This is a genomic window from Rhodanobacter sp. B05 (genome assembly GCF_002001085.1).
In the GTDB taxonomy this organism is placed as follows: domain Bacteria; phylum Pseudomonadota; class Gammaproteobacteria; order Xanthomonadales; family Rhodanobacteraceae; genus Rhodanobacter.
In genome coordinates, this window is sequence record NZ_MUNU01000016.1 from 92,632 (window position 1) to 109,954 (window position 17,323).

Annotated in this window: 12 protein-coding genes; 2 read left to right on the forward strand and 10 right to left on the reverse strand. The window is 66.8% G+C overall.

Going from position 1 to position 17,323, the window contains the following annotated elements:
• The first annotated feature begins 40 nt into the window (after positions 1–40).
• Positions 41–541, forward strand: a complete 501-nt coding sequence (locus tag B0E47_RS11135; RefSeq protein ID WP_077514333.1) for a DUF2127 domain-containing protein — start codon at positions 41–43, stop codon at positions 539–541.
• A gap of 6 nt (positions 542–547) precedes the next feature.
• Here B0E47_RS11135 and B0E47_RS11140 read toward each other — a convergent pair whose 3' ends face one another.
• The 6 genes from B0E47_RS11140 to B0E47_RS11165 form a co-directional block, all read right to left on the reverse strand.
• A complete protein-coding gene (locus B0E47_RS11140; protein ID WP_077514334.1) occupies positions 548–2,326 on the reverse strand; it encodes a Mur ligase family protein in 1,779 nt (592 codons plus the stop codon).
• Positions 2,323–5,118 (reverse strand): cyanophycin synthetase, encoded by a 2,796-nt coding sequence (gene cphA / locus B0E47_RS11145; RefSeq protein ID WP_077514335.1) that lies wholly within the window; start codon positions 5,116–5,118, stop codon positions 2,323–2,325. Before cphA ends, B0E47_RS11140 begins: the two co-directional genes overlap by 4 nt.
• Positions 5,119–5,262: 144 nt before the next feature.
• Positions 5,263–6,111 carry a cyanophycinase gene (locus B0E47_RS11150; protein ID WP_077514336.1) on the reverse strand — a complete coding sequence of 283 codons (849 nt, stop codon included), beginning with the start codon at positions 6,109–6,111 and terminating at the stop codon, positions 5,263–5,265.
• Positions 6,112–6,180: 69 nt separating this feature from the next.
• A complete protein-coding gene (gene iadA / locus B0E47_RS11155; RefSeq protein ID WP_217318927.1) occupies positions 6,181–7,344 on the reverse strand; it encodes a beta-aspartyl-peptidase in 1,164 nt (387 codons plus the stop codon).
• 670 nt (positions 7,345–8,014) lie between these two features.
• A complete protein-coding gene (locus B0E47_RS11160; RefSeq protein ID WP_139351438.1) occupies positions 8,015–8,335 on the reverse strand; it encodes a hypothetical protein in 321 nt (106 codons plus the stop codon).
• Between the two features lie 543 nt (positions 8,336–8,878).
• Positions 8,879–9,667, reverse strand: coding sequence for a hypothetical protein (locus B0E47_RS11165; RefSeq protein WP_139351439.1), 789 nt, complete (start codon positions 9,665–9,667; stop codon positions 8,879–8,881).
• A 51-nt stretch (positions 9,668–9,718) separates the two neighbouring features.
• Here B0E47_RS11165 and B0E47_RS11170 point away from each other — a divergent pair, with 51 nt between their 5' ends.
• Positions 9,719–10,309, forward strand: coding sequence for a hypothetical protein (locus B0E47_RS11170; protein WP_077514340.1), 591 nt, complete (start codon positions 9,719–9,721; stop codon positions 10,307–10,309).
• A 434-nt stretch (positions 10,310–10,743) separates the two neighbouring features.
• On the opposite strand, the gene B0E47_RS11175 is transcribed toward B0E47_RS11170, so the two are convergent.
• The 4 genes from B0E47_RS11175 to purL all read right to left on the reverse strand — a co-directional run bounded on the left by B0E47_RS11175 (position 10,744) and on the right by purL (position 17,245).
• Positions 10,744–11,649, reverse strand: a complete 906-nt coding sequence (locus B0E47_RS11175) for a DMT family transporter (RefSeq protein WP_077514341.1) — start codon at positions 11,647–11,649, stop codon at positions 10,744–10,746.
• Positions 11,646–12,533 (reverse strand): glycosyltransferase family 2 protein, encoded by an 888-nt coding sequence (locus B0E47_RS11180; RefSeq protein ID WP_077514342.1) that lies wholly within the window; start codon positions 12,531–12,533, stop codon positions 11,646–11,648. Before B0E47_RS11180 ends, B0E47_RS11175 begins: the two co-directional genes overlap by 4 nt.
• A gap of 66 nt (positions 12,534–12,599) precedes the next feature.
• Entirely contained in the window at positions 12,600–13,319 is a 720-nt protein-coding gene (locus B0E47_RS11185; protein ID WP_254422905.1) for a hypothetical protein, read from the reverse strand.
• A gap of 59 nt (positions 13,320–13,378) precedes the next feature.
• Positions 13,379–17,245: a phosphoribosylformylglycinamidine synthase gene (gene purL / locus B0E47_RS11190; protein ID WP_077514344.1), complete on the reverse strand. Its 3,867-nt coding sequence runs from the start codon at positions 17,243–17,245 to the stop codon at positions 13,379–13,381.
• Positions 17,246–17,323 lie beyond the last annotated feature (78 nt).

The window sequence follows — 17,323 nt, forward strand, 5'->3', positions numbered from 1 at the left end:
GGATCGGCGACAATAGCGACTGTCCATCCAGCTACCACCGATGCCCCTCCCCGAATCCACCGACGCCCCCGCGGCAGCTGCCCCCCGCCAGCATCACGCCGGCCTGCGCGTGATCGCGATCTACGAGATCATCAAGACCTCGTGCCTGCTGCTGGTGGCGCTGGCAGCATTCCACTTCTATCACGAACAGAATTTCGATCGGCTGGTGCGCTGGCTGGAGCATTTGTCGCTGGCTGACAGCAACGGCCTGCGCTGGAAACTGGTCGAGCTGCTGCAGGACTTCGGCCCCAGCAAATTCGTGGCCGTGGGGCTGGTGGCGCTGGGCTATGCGGTGCTGTTCGGGATCGAGGGCATCGGGCTGTGGCTGGGCAAGCACTGGGCCGAGTGGTTCACGGTGATCGCCACCGGCTCGCTGATTCCGCTGGAGCTGTATGAGACGCTGTACCACTTCGGCTGGCTCAAGCTGGCTACCCTGATCGGCAACGTCGTGATCATCGTCTACCTGGTGCGCATCGCGCTGCAGCCGCGCGAGCCGCGATAGCGAGCTTCAGACGGGCGGCAGGCGCAGGCCCGGTTGCCAGCCCTGTGTCTGCAAGCTGTCGAGCAGGGCCCGCGCCGCGTGGCGTGCCGCCACGCCGTGGGTGGGCAGCACCAGCACATCGCCGGCCTGCGCCCAGGTCAGCAAGTCGCGCACGGCAGCCATTTCGTCCAGACACACGCCGATGGCGTCGGCGGGCACGCCATCGTCCTGCAGCTGTTGGCGCAGAATGGCCGCCACCTCGCCGGCCGGGCGGCCGCGCAGATAGCCTTCTATATCCTTCAGCAGCACGCGCGCAGGCCTGAACCTGGCGGCCATCGAGGCCAGTTCACGGATCGCCGATTCTTCGCGATTGCCGGCCTGACCCAGCAGCAAACCGAGCCGGCCACCGCCTTGCGCGGTTGCCACATCGAGCAGGCCATGCAGGCCTTCGGGATTATGCGCGTAGTCGACGAACACGCGCAGCGAACCGAACTGCCAATGCTGCAAGCGGCCGGGATTGTCCGCGCGCGCGCGGCCGAACTGCAGCAAGCTGGCGGCGATGGTCGCCACGCCGATGCCCAGCGCGGCGGCGGCGAGCGCGGCGGCGGCGAGGTTGGCGATGTTGTAGCGGGCACGACCTGCAAAGCTGAGCGGCATCGCGGTGACGGCACCGAGGTCGTGCTGCCGCCCGCGCCAGGACAGACAGAGTTGCCCGTCGCGCACCGTGCAGGTGGCGCCGCCCTGTTCGCGCGCCGCCTGCAGCCGCGGATGCGCATCGTCCTGCGCGAACCAGCCGATCGGGCAGGCGAGGTCGGTCGATTGCGCCGCCAGCAAATCGTCGTCCGCATTGAGCACGAGCAGACCGCTATCGCCGAGCGCCCTGGCGACAGTCAGCTTGACCGCGGCCAGGCCAGCCAGGTCGTGGATGCCGTACTCGCCGAAATGATCGTCGCTGACATTGGTGACCACCGCGACCTGCGCCTGCTGCACCGCCAGCCCGCGCCGCAGCAGCCCGCCGCGCGCGGTCTCCAGGATCGCCGCCTGCACGTCGGCCGCGCGCAGCACCACGCGCGCACCGGCCGGTCCGGAATAGTCGCCCGCTTCGATCGCCCGGCCGTCGACGAACACGCCATCGGTGCAGCTGTGACCTGTGTGCCAGCCGTGCGCCTGCGCCATCGCGGACAGCAGTCTCACCGTGGTGGTCTTGCCGTTGGAGCCGGTGACCAGCGCCACCGGCACCGCGTGCAGGGAGGTCCAGTCCAGCGTCTCGGCCAACGGCAGCTGCGTGAGCGGCCAGCAGGCCGCGCCGTCGCCGGCACCGATCGAGAGTTGCTCGTCGTCGATCAGCACCGGCAGAGCGCGCCGCTCCGCCGCGCGCACCAGCCGCACCAGCGCCGGCTGGCGTTCCGCCGCGGCCAGCGCGTGCAGGGTTTCCATCGCAGCCGCCTCATCCCACAGCGCCGGATGACCGGGCGCATGCCAGCGCGCGGCGATCGGCCCGTGCTGCGCCTCGTGGGCGCAACACCAGGCCCACTCGTTGACTTCGGTGGCGCAGAACAGCTGATCCAGCGGCGCGGCGAAGGCCAGCGATGCACCGCTGGCGTGTGGCCGCGCCACGCGTGCCGCCGCCGGCCAGCCGAGTGCGTCACATGCCCGTTGCACGGCCGCATCCCAGGCCTGCAACGCCGCCTCGTCCGGCGGCGCGCCACGGGTCTCCAGCACGGCGCCGACATCGCCGAAGTACAGGTTGAAACCGGTGAGCCGACGCGAATCGTCGAACGGCGTGAACTCGGGAAGCGTGCTCAATCGTCACTCTCGCGCGAGAAGCGCACGCCGCGCTCGTCGCGCACCAGCCCGCCGAGCTCGCTGAAACTGGACTCGTCGAACACGGGTTCGATCGCCGCGGGTTGCACCACCGCCGGCGCGCGTTCGTCATGCGGCGCTGGAGCGCCCTCGGGACGGAACTTGATGATCTGCTTCCACGAACGCACCAGCGCATCGGCGAACACCAGCAGCAGGTCGCCGGGGCGACCCATGCGCAGCGCGGCATCGATCGCCTCCTGCTCGTCGGGAATGATCGAGATCGCCGCCTCCGGCACGCCGGCCGCACGCAGCGCGCGCGACAGGATGCCCGGCACCTCGTCGCCATCGCGACCGCGCAAGGCATCGTCGCGGCGACAGATGTAATGATCGAAACGGCCGGCTACCGCGTCGGCGATCGCCACCAGATCCTCGTCGCGCCGATCGCCGGGGCCGGCCAGCACCACGATGCGGTGGCCGGTCACGTCGAGACGCCCGGCAAGGTCGGCCATCACCGCCACCGCGTTCGCGTTGTGGCCATAGTCGAACAGCACCTTGAACGGATGCTCGCTGTACACGTTCATGCGTCCCGGCGCCTGGAAGAACGTGGTGTCGAACGTGCGCAGGCCCTGGCGGATCGCGTCCAGCTTGATGCCCAGCGAGAACGCCATTGCCGCGGCGACCATCGCGTTCTGCACGTTGTGCAGCGCGCGACCTTCCAGCGTGGCGGGGATCAGGTGCGTCCACAGCAGCGGGATGTGGCTGCCCTTGTCGTACAGCGTGATCATCGCGCCGTTGACGCCGGCCTCGAGCGCGCAGGCACGGCCGCCGGCGCGCACATGCTCGCGCACCAGCGCGTGCGAGGGGTTCATGGTGACGTAGCAAATCACTTTCGCATCGGTATAGCCGGACATCTTCAGCACGTTCGGATCGTCGGCGTTGAGCACCGCGCAGTCGGTGGCCACTTCGACCACGATGCGCTTGACCTCGGCCAGCTGCTCCAGCGTGTCGATGCCCTTCAGGCCCAGGTGATCGGACTGCACGTTGAGCACCGCGCCCACGTTCACCGTCGGCACGCCCATGCCGGCGCGCAGCAGGCCGCCGCGCGCGGTCTCCAGCACGGCGATGTCGATATGCGGGTCGGCCAGCACCATGCGCGCCGACACCGGCCCGGTCATGTCGCCCTCGACCGTGCGCTGGCCGTCTATGTAGACGCCGTCGGTGGTGGTGAGGCCGGGCGTGTAGCCGGCCATCTTGGTGATGTGCGCAAGCATGCGCGCGGTGGTGGTCTTGCCATTCGTGCCGGTGATCGCGGCGATCGGCACCCGCGCCGGCGTGCCCGGCGGAAACAGCAGGTCGATCACCGGCCCCGCCGCGTCGCGCGGGGTGCCCTCGCTGGGGCTCACGTGCATGCGGAAGCCGGGCGCGGCATTGACCTCGCAGATGCCGCCGCCGATCTTCTTGTAGCTCTCGGCGATGTTGATGGTGAGGAAGTCCACCCCGCCCACGTCCAGCCCGATCGCGCGGATCGCGCGCACCGCCATGTCGCGGTTGTCCGGATGGATGATGTCGGTGACGTCGGTGGCGGTGCCGCCGGTGGAAAGGTTCGCGGTCGAGCGCAGGAACACCGTCTCGCCGGCTTGCGGGATCGACTCGGCCGTGTAGCCGACGCGATCCATCATCATCGCCGCTTCGCGGTCGAGTTCGAGCCGCGTCAGCACTTTTTCGTGGCCGACGCCGCGGCGCGGATCGGCGTTCACGATCTCGACGAGTTGCGCGATCGTGCGGGTGCCGTCGCCGACGACATGCCCGGGCGTGCGCCTGGTCGCGGCGACCAGCTCGTTGTTGACGACCAGCAGGCGATGGTCGTCGCCTTCGAGGAAATTCTCGACGATGACCGAACGCGAATGCTCGCGCGCGGCGACGAAGCCGGCGCGCACTTCGTCGTCGCTCATCAGGCGGATCGAGATGCCGCGGCCGTGATTGCCGTTATACGGTTTGGTCACCACCGGAAAGCCGAGCCGGCGCGCAGCGCGCAGCGCGCCCTCCTCGCTTTGCACCAGCTCCTGCTTGGGCACCGGCAGGCCGAGCGAGGCGAGGATCTTGTTGGTTTCCTCCTTGTCGCTGGCCAGCTCCACCGCGATGTGCGGCGTCTTGCCGGTGACGGTGGCCTGGATGCGCTGCTGGTACTTGCCGTGGCCGAGCTGCACCAGCGATTGCTGGTTCAGGCGCAGCCACGGAATGCCGCGCTGCTCGGCCGCGCGCACCAGCGAGGCGGTCGAGGGTCCCAGCGCACCGCGCTGGGCGTAGCGGATGAACTGGTCGCGTGCGGCCGTCCATTCCCAGTCGTCCGGCACGCTGCCGCGTGGCTGCAGTTCGGCCGGCAGCAGCGAGCACAGCAGGCGCAAGGCCAGCTCGCCGGCGGCAATGCCTTCGTCCTTCTGCACGTATTCGTAGACCACCGAATACACGCCGGGTCGATCGGCGCTGCGGGTCTTGCCGAAGGTGACGTCCTCGCCGGCGACGTTCTGCAGCTCGATCGCCACGTGTTCCAGCACGTGACCGAGCCAGGTGCCCTCGCCTTCGCGCATGCGCCGGATGAAGCCGCCCGGCTCTCGGTACGAGCAGCCGTGCTCGGCCAGCCCCGGCAGGGCCGCGACCAGGCCATCGACGAACGGCGCCCCGAGCTTGCCTGTCGGCCACTGCTCGAGCTCGCCCAGATCCAGCTCCAGCCGGATCACCGGGAAATGCGCGTACAGCGATGGGCCGACGAAAACGGAACGCTCGAGTATGCGCATGACCTGATCTCCCCAAGCCCGCAGGCTCGTCAACTGAAACGGATGTCGATCTTCTTCGGCTTCCATCCGGTGCGTCGGCCGACCGGCAGCCTGCTGTGAAACTCCTGGCGATTTCCTTTCAGGCGCATGCCCGGCGCGCTTGCTTCAGTGGGCGTTCTTGTTGACCGCCAGCGTGCCGGAGGAGGCGCGCCGCGTGTGCAGGTTGAAGGTCGCGCCGGCGGTGAGGATGTGGATCTTGAGACCGAGCAGGCAGATCGGCTGATCCTCGTCGGCGCGGTCCATCGAGGAAAACTGCAGCTCGCCGGCATCGACCACGGTGACCGCGCCGCTGCCCTCGACCTCCAGCGTGTTGTCCGGGCGGATAAACGCGGCGGTGTCCTCGTCCAGGCCGATGCCGATCGCGAACGGGTTGTAGGCCAGTGCGGCCAGCAGCCGGCCGAGCCGGTCGCGCTGGCGAAAATGCTGGTCGATCACGAAGCGATTGGTCAGGCCCAGCCCCGGCGCCAGCCGCACGCTGCCGGCGGTGGGCGACGAGCCTTCCTTGCCGAACGCGATCATGTGCTCGCTGAGGATGCTGGCGCCCGCGCTGGTGCCGCCCACGTGCACGCCTTCGGCATTGCGCGTGCGGATCAGTTTCGCGATCGGGGTGCCGCCGATCAGGGTGGCGATGCGCAGCTGGTTGCCGCCGGTGAAGAAGATGCCGCTGGCCTGTTCGATGCGGCGCAGGCGATTGGCTTCGCCGGTGTCGCGGCGCGTGTCGAAATCCAGCGCGGTGACGCGACCGGCACCGAGCCCGGTGAAGATTTCCTCGTAGCGCGCCCCGGTGTCGGGCAACTGGCTCGCCGTCGGAATCACCACGATATCGGCGTCGCTGCCGCCGCACAGGTTGACGAAACGTTCCAGGATGCGTGCGTCGTTCTCTTTCCGCTCGGCGCCGCCGATCGGGACGATCCAGCCGCGTTGCTCGCCCTCTCGGACCTTGCTTGGACACATGTACGGATTTGCCTTGTTCTCAAGCGCCCGGGGCGCGTCCGTGCAGTGTATCGCACCGCTTGCCGGGGGTCAGTCCGCCGGCTCGAACATGCCGCGCCGCTCGATGCCGCCGTGGCGCAGGTGCACGATGCCGCCGGCGATGACGTGATGCGCGGCACCCGCGGCGTCCAGCACCAGCAGATCCGCGTCGGCGTCGACCGCGATGCGGCCCTTGGCCGCCAGCCGCAGCAGGCGTGCGGGGTTGCTGGTGAACGCCGGCAGCGCACGCTCCAGCGGCACGCCGCGGTGGAGCAGTTCGTTCAAGGTCTCCAGCAGCGCGCCGGACTCGCCCACGCCCATGCGGCAGACGTGGCCGTCGCCGTCGAACACCGGCAGGCAGCCACCGGCATCCGAGCTGATCGTGATGTGTCCGGCCGGCGCGCCGCTGTCCAGGTAACGCAGCAAGCCGTCGGCCGCGCTCCAGGCGTCCTCGCCCTGCTCCACCGGGAACGCGGTGAGGTCGACCGTGCAACCCTGTGCGGCCAGCGCCAGCGCCTCATCGAACAACGCCTTGCGCCGGTTCACGTGGGTCGGCTGGAACACCCGCGGCGGCAGCTCGCTCTGTGCCAGTGCCTGGCGCACCAGCTCCAGCCCGCGCGGCCCGTCGCCCAGATGCAGGTGCACGATGCCGGCCTTGCCGGTCATCAGCCCCGCCACGTGCGCATCGGCCGCCAGCCGCAACAATTCGTCGAGGGTCGGCTGGCTGGAGCGGTGATCGCTGATCGCCACCTCGCCGAGGCCGATCAAGGCCTCGATGAAGACCAGGTCCCCACGCACGCTGCCGGTCAAGGTGCGCGGTGGCACGTGGTAACCACCGCTGAACGCGAACGCGCTCAAACCTTCCTCGCGCAGCGCATATACCGTGGCCAGCAGATCCTGCGGCCCGCGCGCCACGTCATCGGTGCCGAGCAGGCCGACCACCGTGGTGATGCCGGCGCGGGTGAATCGCGACAGCACCTGCGGCGGCACCCGCGTGCGAAAACCCGCCTCACCACCACCGCCGGTGACGTGCACATGCGCGTCGATCAGTCCGGGCAGCAGCCGGCGCCCTTCCAGGTCGATCGTTTCCACCGACAGCGCGCTGGGCAGATCCGCCAGTTCGACGCCCATCCACAGGATGCGGCCGCCACCGAGCAGAAGATGCTGGTGACCCAGCGGTTCGGGGGCGTAGACCAGCGCATTGCGGAGCAGCATGAGATTCATTGGCGAAGCGTGACCATGGCGCGGGTTGGCGTCAAGCGGATCGCTCACCGCGGGGATGGCCAATGTCGGCCGGCAAACCCGCGCCGGCCATGTCGAGCCTGCGACGATCGCCTCGTCGCGGCTTGGTGGTCGTGCTGCAGTCGGCGTGCCCGCGGTGCGCGCCGAAGGCGCAAGTCGAGTCAAAGGCGTTTCGTCCGCCTGCGGCGGGCGAGTCACTTCTCTTGAGTCGCCAAGAGAAGTAACCAAGAGAAGGCGACCCTCCTCGGCGCTTGCCGGGCTGCGCCCGACAAGTCCGTGAGCCGCGGCCGGGCTTTTCGACAGGACTCCTGTCCTGGCGAAAAGGCGCCGGCATCCATGCCGGCGCCCCTGCGGGCCTGTCGTCCACGACTCACCGCCTCACAAGGGAATGAAGGTCAAGATCAAGATCAACCGCAACCGCAACGGCTATCGCACGCCGGTTCAGACCGAGGCAGAAGCTGTTTGCTAAGTGTCTACCGAACGCGGGCAAGCTCAGATCTGACTCACGAGCGCACACGATAGAGCGCCGGCCCGCTCCGTGTTGGTCTGGGTCTTCCTGACTTCCATCATTCAGTGTCTTTGACTCTCGCCGGCCACCGACCGCTCCCGCGCGAAGATCCAGGGAAACGTCTGTTGTGAGCGTCTATTTGTTTTCGTTTGAGGGCGTCGCTGGCCCCGCAGGCACCAGGTCTGAAAAATCGGCGTCAGACACCTCATGTGAACGCAGGTTACCTTCCAGTTTCGGGGTAACGTCGATCTCTTCACCCTCGTAGTTTGTCCCCACACCGGGCACAACCGTGCTGGTGAACGCAAATTCCCCAGAAAGCTCCATAAGCTTTGTATTGCCCTTGCCGAAAGCATCCCTGAAACCACACCAGACCTGGCCCTGAGCAAAGTAAATGGAGTAGGTGCCTTCGGGCACTCGGAACGTGCGCGTGTCGCCACCCGCAATGTAGGCAGTCATGACCACCTTTTTAGTCCCAGTGGGCACCAGTTTGAACAAGAAATTGTCACCTACGGGGGTAGTGATTTTCAGTGGCACACGTGCAGGTGCTTTTGAGTAGAGCCGTCTAGCGCCTGACTTGACGTGGCGCGGCACGCACGTCATGACCGGGGCTATATCGATCCTCAAGGGTGCAACCGGACCAACGAACGGGTCCCGTGGAGGGGGCTGCTGCCGGGTGGAGGCGATCGAAGGCTTTGGTAAAGTTGGTGGAGCCCAACCTGGCTCAACCGCGGTCCCTCTGGGTTCGTTAAGCAATGGCAGCAGGAAATATCCGGCGAGTAGGACGCCAGCGCCAGCAAGGAAAACCCAGTGTGTCCGCATTGTGACGCGCACATCCCGGGTAACTGTTAGCCACTTGGGTTCCGGTAGGAAAACCTTGCACTTTCCGCACGTCGCCCGTGCGCCCAAGCGAAATCCGGGGATCCTGTTTTTCGTGTGACAGTGGTGGCATTCAACGATCTGCATGCTTCCATCCCCCCGATGGTGTCGTCCGATGACCCGTTACAGCTTATCAGCCGGCTCGACTGCGTAGGCGCAGAGCCTGATGGTCACTTCCTGATGCACCAGCGTGGAAATCAGCCAAGACGGCTCCCCGCACCCATTGGCTCGCTGCACCACCGCAGCCACGCGATCAGCCACCGAAAGTGCGCACATAGACGATGGAACCAAGATCGACGTCAGCAACCTGTCATTGCAGCCCGCCAGGCTCTTGGCTTCGCCAAGCTGCCACGCCAGCTCAGCAAAGCACACATCCATATCTTCACCCCAGGTTTTCCCCAAACATCGCAGCCGGCCACCTCGGGCAAAGAGATATTCGTAGTCTTCCAGTGCTACGCAGACGACCGATCTGTAAATAAGCGGCAGCACCAGCGGCGCAATCAGACTCAGAACCGCATCAAGCGGCGTGCCGTCAAAGCGGAAATGCGCCAGGGGCCGCCCGTTGAGTGTGGCGGGCGGTGCCTGATCCGGACCGTGCAGGATCAAAACAATGGACCGGAAACCTGGCGTTGCCAGCTGAACGGTGAGCGTTTCCGTCAAGGTGTCGTTCCAAATCACGAACACGAACGCGGGCTGGAACCCTGCTTGTGTTCCTGAATCCCCTGCCAACCAGTGTAAATGGCCGCTGAAAACGGGCAGGGAGCCGATGGCATCGGACGGCAAACCAAGAAGTTGGACGGCAGTCGACGGGTAAGTGCCTTGGTCGTCAAGAAGATCAAGGCATTTAGGGAACGGCAGCATATGTTGGTCGGCCGAAAGTGATGAAGCTAGTGTATAAAAAGCCAGTCGCATCGGATGAGCCGGCGACAGGTAAGACCGAAGGCCGTGGAACCGGGATCAGTCATGCAGCCGTCGGAAGCAACGCAAGCATATAAACAGCAAATCCTTCAAAGCGGTGTGGCGATCCAATTGGTGATTCTTGGCAAGGATGCATTCCCCCAAGAGCCCACCGGCATCGCATTCTGCAAAGAGACTTGGGCGGGACAGGCGAATCACACGTGCTCTGGACGCTATGTGCTTGAAGCCCTGGGCGTTGATTGGAGGGCAGAACAAGCCCGAGGTGGTGACCCCATCAAACTGTTTCATGCGCTTCGGGACGTGGGCGTCGTTTTCTTCAACGCCTGTTATGTCAAGCCGGACGGCAAGCAATTCGCAAAGTCAACGCACGAGCAAGCGATCAAGGTTGGCTACGCATTCAACCAAGAGATACTAGAAACCACCCCTAGGATCATCCTCTGTGGGCAAGCCCAGTTGATGCGGTGGGCCCATCCGATCATCGACGACAAATACAAGACCTACGTCCACCCCAGTCAGCTCAACGGCATCAGTCCTCATCCAAAAGTTAGGATTGCTTGGGCTGAAACGTGGGGAAACCCTGGCTCACTCGAACGCGATTGGCCGACAAAACCAGCTGGCATCGCCCTCCTGAAATAACGCGTGAGGTAGGGGGTAGAGAGAGCATGAGGTCTAGCATCGTAGCATTTCGATGGAGTCTGCTTGGTTGAGCCGTTGCCATTGAACTTGACCTTGATCTTGATCTTGATCTTCACCCCCTTGTGAGGCGGTGAGTCGTGGACGACAGGCCCGCAGGGGGGTCGACAGGAGGTCGACTCCTTTTCGCCAGCACATGGATGTGCTGTCGAAAAGCCCGGCCGCGGCTCACGGACTTGTCGGGCGCAGCCCGGCAAGCGCCGAGGAGGGTCGCCTTCTCTTTGGTTACTTTCTCTTGGCGACTCAAGAGAAAGTGACTCGCCCTCCGCAGGAGGACGAAACGCTTTTGATTCAAAAAGCGGACGCAAACTCCACACGCGTCACTGGAACGATTCCCGATCCTTCGACGCGGTGACGGAACAGATCACAACCGCCCCTCACACCTCGTGATGCACCGCCTCCGCCGGCAGCGCATCCGCCATCCCCTTCGGCGGCAGCAACTCCACCAGATACATCGCCACCAGGATCAGCCCACCGCCAACCAGCATGCGCCAGCTCAGCACATCGCTGCCCAGCGCCACCGCAAATGCGGCAGCGAAGACAGGTTCGGTGGTCATCACGATCGCCACGCGCGTCGCCGGCAGGTGCGACTGTGCCCAGGTCTGCATCAGCATCGCGCCGGCACCGGCGATGAGTGCCATGTAGAGCACGGCAACCCACGCGCTGGCGTCGGGTGGCAGGATCGGGCCATGCGGCAAGGTGGCGAGCGTGCAGACCACGGCGATTGCCAGCACCTGCACCGCCGACAGGCCGAATGCCTCGCCCTTGCGCGACCACTGCCCGAGCAACACGATGTGCAGCGCGTACAGCGCCGCCGAGGCCAGCGTGAGCCACACGCCTAAATCGACCTCGACGCCGTTCAACGACAGCAAGGCCAGGCCCGCGGTGGACAGCAGCACCGCCAGCCACACCACGCCGGCCATGCGCTGGCGCAACAGCAGCAAGGCCAGGATCGGCGTGAACACCACGTACATGCCGGTGACGAAACCGCTGACGCTGGGCAGGATCAGTGACAGCCCCCAGGTCTGCAGCAACTGGCCGCAACCGAAGATCGTGCCCAGCAGCAGGCCGCGCAGGATCTGCGGCGTACCCAGCCGCCACGCCGCGCGGCCGAACAGCAGCAGCATCGCCAGCGCGGCGATCGCGAAACGCACCGCCAGGAAATCCGCCACCGGCATGCGCGTCAGCACGTTCTTGATCAACACGAAGGTGGAACCCCAGACCGCAGTCATCGCGATCAGGCCCAGCGTGGCCAGCACGGTGATACGTCGCGACGCGCTCATCGACGCGTCAGTCGCCGCCACAACTGGCCGGGAATCTGCAGCAAAAAATGCGACCAGATGCCCAGCCAGACCATGGCGGCCACCAGCGGACGCCGCGCCGCCGGGTCGTGGCTGCGGAACCAGCGCCACATGCCGCGATGCTTGTGCCGGCTGACGAACACCGGCCGGTGCCGGCTGGAGCCGCCCTTGCCATGCGCCACGCGCACGTCGCCCGCCAGCAGCACTTGGTAGCCGATGTCGCGCACGCGACGGCACAGGTCCAGGTCCTCGCAATGCAGGAAGTATTTCTCGTCGAAGCCGCCCAGGCGCTGGAACATCTCGCGCGTCATCAGCATCAGCGCACCGGAGATCGCCTCGGTCTCGACCACCGCGGCGGGAATCTCCTGCTCCATCTGCACTTTCTCGCCGTGCCGCCCGAGCATGGTGTTGAGCGAGCGCCGCAGCAGCGGATCGCGACGCCAGGATGCCGGGTCGGGACGTCCGTCCGCATCGCAGACCACGGCCCCGATCAGGCCCGCCTTGGGCCGCGCCGCCTGCAAGGCCAGCAGCCGCCGCAGGTCGTCCTCGCGGGGCAGGCAATCGGGGTTGAGGATCAGCACGGCATGTCCGTGCGCCTGCTTCGCGCCGAGATTCGCGGCGCGACCGAAGCCGAGGTTGCGATGGCTGTAGATCACCTTGAGCCGGGTATCGTGCTGGTGCGCGCGTTCGATCGCGGGAGGTATGCCGTCACGCGAGGCGTTGTCGACCAGGATCAGTTCCAGCGGCAGGCTGCAGGCAAGAACCAGCCGCACACATTCGCGCAATTCCGGCCCGCTGTCGGCCGCCACCACGATCACGCTGAGGGCCAGCGAGAATGGGGAGCGCTGGTAGTCCGGGTTATCCATCGCGCAAGTATGCGCGCAGCCGCGGAACGGGAAAACAGCGCGCTGCAAAACGCGTCGCCGCACGCATCAATTCCCTGCGTCGCCGCCCAGCACCGCGGCCAGGGCAAGCGGCATGTCGCCCTCGTGCCGACTCAGCCACGGTTGTTCGCGATACCAGCCGCACAGCTGCCAGCCACGCAGCTGGTGCCGGCGACCGCGCTGGCGATCCCACAGTGCGAGCACGCGCTGATCCGGCGTGCAGGCGACGAACCAGCGACCCTGCGGGCTGAAACCGACCTGTGCGAACCCGGCCGTTCCGGGAGCCTCGATGCATTCCCCGTCGGCGAACCGGCAGCCCTCGGCACGGCAATGCACGGTGCCGCCCTGCGGGTCGGGCAATTCTCCACTGGCGGGTTGCCATGCTGGCGGCTGCAACTCGATGATTTCAGCCGGCGGTCCGATCGGTGCACGCGCCAGCTCGGGCCAATCAGGGGATGCCGCGGTGGCGGAAGCCCGTCGCTGATCCCGCTGCAGCCAGACCTCCAGTCCGGCCAGCAGGGTATATCCCGCCAACACCCCCAGCAGGGCGGCACCCCAGCCGGGGATGCCGCCACCGAGTGCGCGCGGCAGGGCGAGCAGCCATCCGGCCAGACCCCAGCGCAGCGCACGGCGCACCAGCGTGGCATGGCGTGGTGCCAACCGATGCTGCAGCAACAAGGCGGCAGCCACCAGCGCGAGCAGCAGCGGCAGGCCCAGCCACCACGGCAGCAAGGCGAGCAGCAGTACCCAGGCCAGGATCCACGGCACGCTCGTCAAAACGGTTCGGCGCCAAGCCATCGCTCAGCGCCCGCGCGAGCCGGAGCCGATCAGCCGCACCATACTCGCGCATTGCGGAACATGCGCATCCACGGCGAATCCTCGCCCCATTTTTCCGGATGCCAGCTCAGTTGCACGCTGCGGAACACGCGCTCGGGATGCGGCATCATGATCGTCACGCGACCATCGGCGGCGGTGAAGCCGGCCAGGCCGCCGGGCGAGCCGTTCGTGTTGAGCGGGAAGCTCTCGGTCGGCTTGCCGCGGTTGTCGACAAAGCGCGCCGCCGCGTTCGCCTTCGACGGGCTGCACACCTGCGGGAAGGTGACCCGGCCTTCACCGTGGGCGACAGCCACAGGTATCCGCGAACCGGCCATGCCCTTGAACAGGATGCTGGGCGAGTCGAGGATTTCCAGCGTGGCCACGCGCGATTCGTATTGTTCGGACGCGTTGCGCAGGAACTTCGGCCAGTGCTGCGCACCAGGGATGATCTCCTTCAGCTGCGCCAGCATCTGGCAGCCGTTGCACACGCCCAGCGCAAACTTGCTGTTGTCGGCGAAGAACGCGGCGAACTGCTCGCGCAGCATGTCGTTGTAGAGGATCGAGGTGGCCCAGCCGCGCCCCGCGCCGAGCACGTCGCCGTAGGAGAAGCCGCCGCAGGCCGCGAAGCCGCGGAAGTCGTCCAGCTTCACCCGCCCGCTGGCGAGGTCGGACATGTGCACGTCGACCGCGTCGAAGCCGGCGCGGCTGAACGCGGCCGCCATCTCCACCTGTCCGTTGACACCCTGCTCGCGCAGGACCGCGATGCGCGGGCGCTCGCCGCGGCTGATCAGTGTCGCCGCCACGTCCTCGGCCGGATTGAAGCTGAGCTTCGGCGTGATGCCCGGATCGGCGTCGTCCATGCGCCATTCGAGTTCCGCATCGGCACTGAGCGGGTTGTCGCGCAGGCGCTGCATGGCGTGGCTGGTTTCGTTCCAGGCCTTGTACAAGGTGCTCCAGTTCCACTTGAACAGGGTCTCGTCGCCGAGGAACAGCTTGATGCCGAGCTTCTCCTTGGGGCGGCCGATGCGGTGGCTGACGGCGGCCAGGCCGTACTTCACCAGCAAGGACTCGAACGCTTCGCGGTTGGCTTCGGCCACCTGCACCACCGCGCCCAGTTCCTCGTTGAACAGCGCGCGCAAGGTGGCTTCGGCCCAGCCGTCCAGATGGATTTCCAGGCCGCAGTGACCGGCGAACGCCATCTCCAGCAAGGTGGTGATGACGCCACCATCGGAACGGTCGTGATAGGCCAGCAGCAGGCCGCCCGCGTTCGCCTGCTGGATCAGCTCGAACATCGCCTTCAAGCGCTTGGCGTCATCCAGATCCGGCGGCACGCCGCCACTGCGGTTGAACACCTGGGTCAGCGCGGAACCGCCGAGACGGTCGCGGCCGGCGGCGAGGTCGATCAGCCACAGGTCGGAATCGCCACGGTCGAGCTTGAGCTGGGGCGTGAGTGTGCGGCGCACGTCGCCGACCCGTGCGAACCCGGTGATCACCAGCGATACCGGCGACACCGTGCGCTGCTCCTGCCCGCCGTCCGTCCACACCGTCTGCATGGACAGCGAGTCCTTGCCGACCGGGATCGAGATATCCAGCTCCGGACACAGCTCCATGCCGATCGCCCGCACCGCGTCGAACAACGCGGCGTCCTCGCCCGGATGATTGACCGCCGCCATCCAGTTCGCCGAAAGCCGGATCTCGCCGAGGCTCGCGATCGGCGCAGCGGCCAGGTTGGTGATCGCCTCGCCCACCGCCAGCCGCGCCGCGTCGGCGCTGCCCAGCAAAGCGACCGGCGCGCGCTCGGCCATCGCCATCGCCTCGCCCGCATAGCCGTCGAAATCGAGCAGGGTCACCGCACAGTCGGCCACCGGCACCTGCCACGGACCGACCATCGGATCGCGATGGTTGAGGCCGCCGACAGTACGGTCGCCGATCGTGATCAGGAAACTCTTGCTGCCCACCGTGGGCAGTCGCAGCACGCGCAGCAGCGCTTCGTCCATGCCGATGCCGGACAGATCCGGCACCAGGTCGACGCGCGGCTTCACCCGCCTGGCGTCGCGGTGCATCCGTGGCGGCTTGCCGAACAGCACGTCCATCGGCAGGTCGATCACGCTGAGTTCGCGGCGCGGATCGCGCAGCACCAACTGGCGTTCGACGGTAGCGTCGCCGACGACGGCATACGGGCAGCGTTCGCGCTGGCACATCGCCTCGAAATCGGCGAGGTCCTCCGGTGCAATCGCCAGCACGTAGCGTTCCTGCGATTCGTTGCTCCATACCTGCATCGGCGACAGCGAGGGATCGTCGCAGGGGATCTTCGACAGGTCGATCACGCCGCCCACACCGGCGTCGTTGAGCAATTCCGGGATCGCGTTGGAGAGGCCGCCGGCGCCGACATCGTGCACGCTGACGATGGGATTGCGCGCGCCGCGCGCGCAGCAGGCGTCGATCACCTGCTGGCAGCGCCGCTCCATCTCGGCGTTGTCGCGTTGCACCGAGGCGAAATCCAGCTCCGCACTCGACGCGCCGCCGGCCACCGACGAGGCCGCACCGCCACCGAGCCCGATCAACATCGCCGGGCCGCCCAGCACGATCACCTTGTTACCCGGCTGCACCGCATGTTTCAGCACATCGCCGGGACGCAGGTTGGCGAGGCCGCCAGCGAGCATGATCGGCTTGTCATAGCCGCGACGAAGGCCGGGCTGGCCGGGCGACTCGCTTTCGAAGCTGCGGAAATAGCCGCCCAAACATGGACGGCCGAACTCGTTGTTGAACGCGGCGGCGCCGAGCGGGCCGTCGCGCATGATCTCGAACGCGCTGGCCATGCGTGGTGGCAGCGGACGCTCCACTTCCCACGGCTGCGGGTGACCGGGGATGCGCAGGTCGGAAACGGAGAAACCGGTCAATCCCGCCTTCGGCTTGCCGCCGCGACCGGTGGCGCCCTCGTCGCGGATCTCGCCGCCGGCGCCGGTGGCCGCGCCGGGCCACGGTGCGATCGCGGTGGGATGGTTGTGCGTCTCCACCTTGATCGCGAAGTCGATGCGCTCCTCGTGGCTGCGCCACACGCGATCATCGGGATCGGTCAGCAGTCGCCGACCCTCGCTGCCTTCGATCACCGCCGCGTTGTCGCTGTAGGCGGACAAGGTGTGCGCGGGCGAATGTTGGTGGGTGTGCTTGATCATGCCGAACAGGGTCTGCTCCTGAGCGACGCTATCCACCGTCCAGCTGGCGTTGAACACCTTGTGCCGGCAGTGCTCGGAGTTGGCCTGGGCGAACATGAAGAGTTCGGCGTCGGTGGGATCGCGGCCCAGTTCGGCATAGCGCGCCACCAGGTAGTCGATCTCGTCGTCGGCCAGCGCCAGGCCCAGCCGCCGGTTCGCCTCGGCCAGCGCCGCCTGCGGATCGCTGCCCAGGGCCACGTGCACCAGGTCGCCGGGCGTGCCGGCCAGGAACAGTCCCTGCGCTTCGTCGAGCCGGCTCAGCACCGATTGCGTCATCGCATCGTGCAGCACCGCCATGATCGCCGCGTAATCCGGCGCATCGGTGTTCGGCAGGCCGCTGATCTGCCACGCCAGTCCGCGCTCGACCCGACGGATCTCGAAGCCGGCGCCATGCAGGATATCGGTCGCCTTGCTCGACCACGGCGAGATCGTGCCCAACCGCGGCACCACCCACAGCGTGGCCGGCTGCGGCGCGGCGTCCTTCGCTTCCAGTACCCCCAGCAGGCGCTGGCGCAGCGCGCCTTCGGGCGCCGCATCGGCATCGAGGAAATAGACGTACCACGACGCCTGCACGCGCACGCCCCGATGCAGGGCATCGAGTCGGGCATTGAGGCGATCGAGACGAAACGGCGAGAGGGCGCTTTGCCCGTCGAGTACGATCATGCGGGGAAACGGCGCTATGCGGGAAAACGCCTATTCTAACCGATGCTGCAATACGGCATAAGCAGCCGGGGACCCGCG

What these genes read in the sequence shown, in the direction of transcription:
- B0E47_RS11175 (WP_077514341.1), bottom strand. Translation starts at nt 11,649, where the DNA reads ATGAGCGCGTCGCGACGTATCACCGTGCTGGCCACGCTGGGCCTGATC.
- purL (WP_077514344.1), bottom strand. Translation starts at nt 17,245, where the DNA reads ATGATCGTACTCGACGGGCAAAGCGCCCTCTCGCCGTTTCGTCTCGAT.
- B0E47_RS11150 (WP_077514336.1), bottom strand. Translation starts at nt 6,111, where the DNA reads ATGTGTCCAAGCAAGGTCCGAGAGGGCGAGCAACGCGGCTGGATCGTC.
- B0E47_RS11170 (WP_077514340.1), top strand. Translation starts at nt 9,719, where the DNA reads ATGCAGCCGTCGGAAGCAACGCAAGCATATAAACAGCAAATCCTTCAA.
- B0E47_RS11135 (WP_077514333.1), top strand. Translation starts at nt 41, where the DNA reads ATGCCCCTCCCCGAATCCACCGACGCCCCCGCGGCAGCTGCCCCCCGC.
- B0E47_RS11160 (WP_139351438.1), bottom strand. Translation starts at nt 8,335, where the DNA reads ATGACTGCCTACATTGCGGGTGGCGACACGCGCACGTTCCGAGTGCCC.
- iadA (WP_217318927.1), bottom strand. Translation starts at nt 7,344, where the DNA reads ATGCTGCTCCGCAATGCGCTGGTCTACGCCCCCGAACCGCTGGGTCAC.
- B0E47_RS11180 (WP_077514342.1), bottom strand. Translation starts at nt 12,533, where the DNA reads ATGGATAACCCGGACTACCAGCGCTCCCCATTCTCGCTGGCCCTCAGC.
- B0E47_RS11165 (WP_139351439.1), bottom strand. Translation starts at nt 9,667, where the DNA reads ATGCGACTGGCTTTTTATACACTAGCTTCATCACTTTCGGCCGACCAA.
- cphA (WP_077514335.1), bottom strand. Translation starts at nt 5,118, where the DNA reads ATGCGCATACTCGAGCGTTCCGTTTTCGTCGGCCCATCGCTGTACGCG.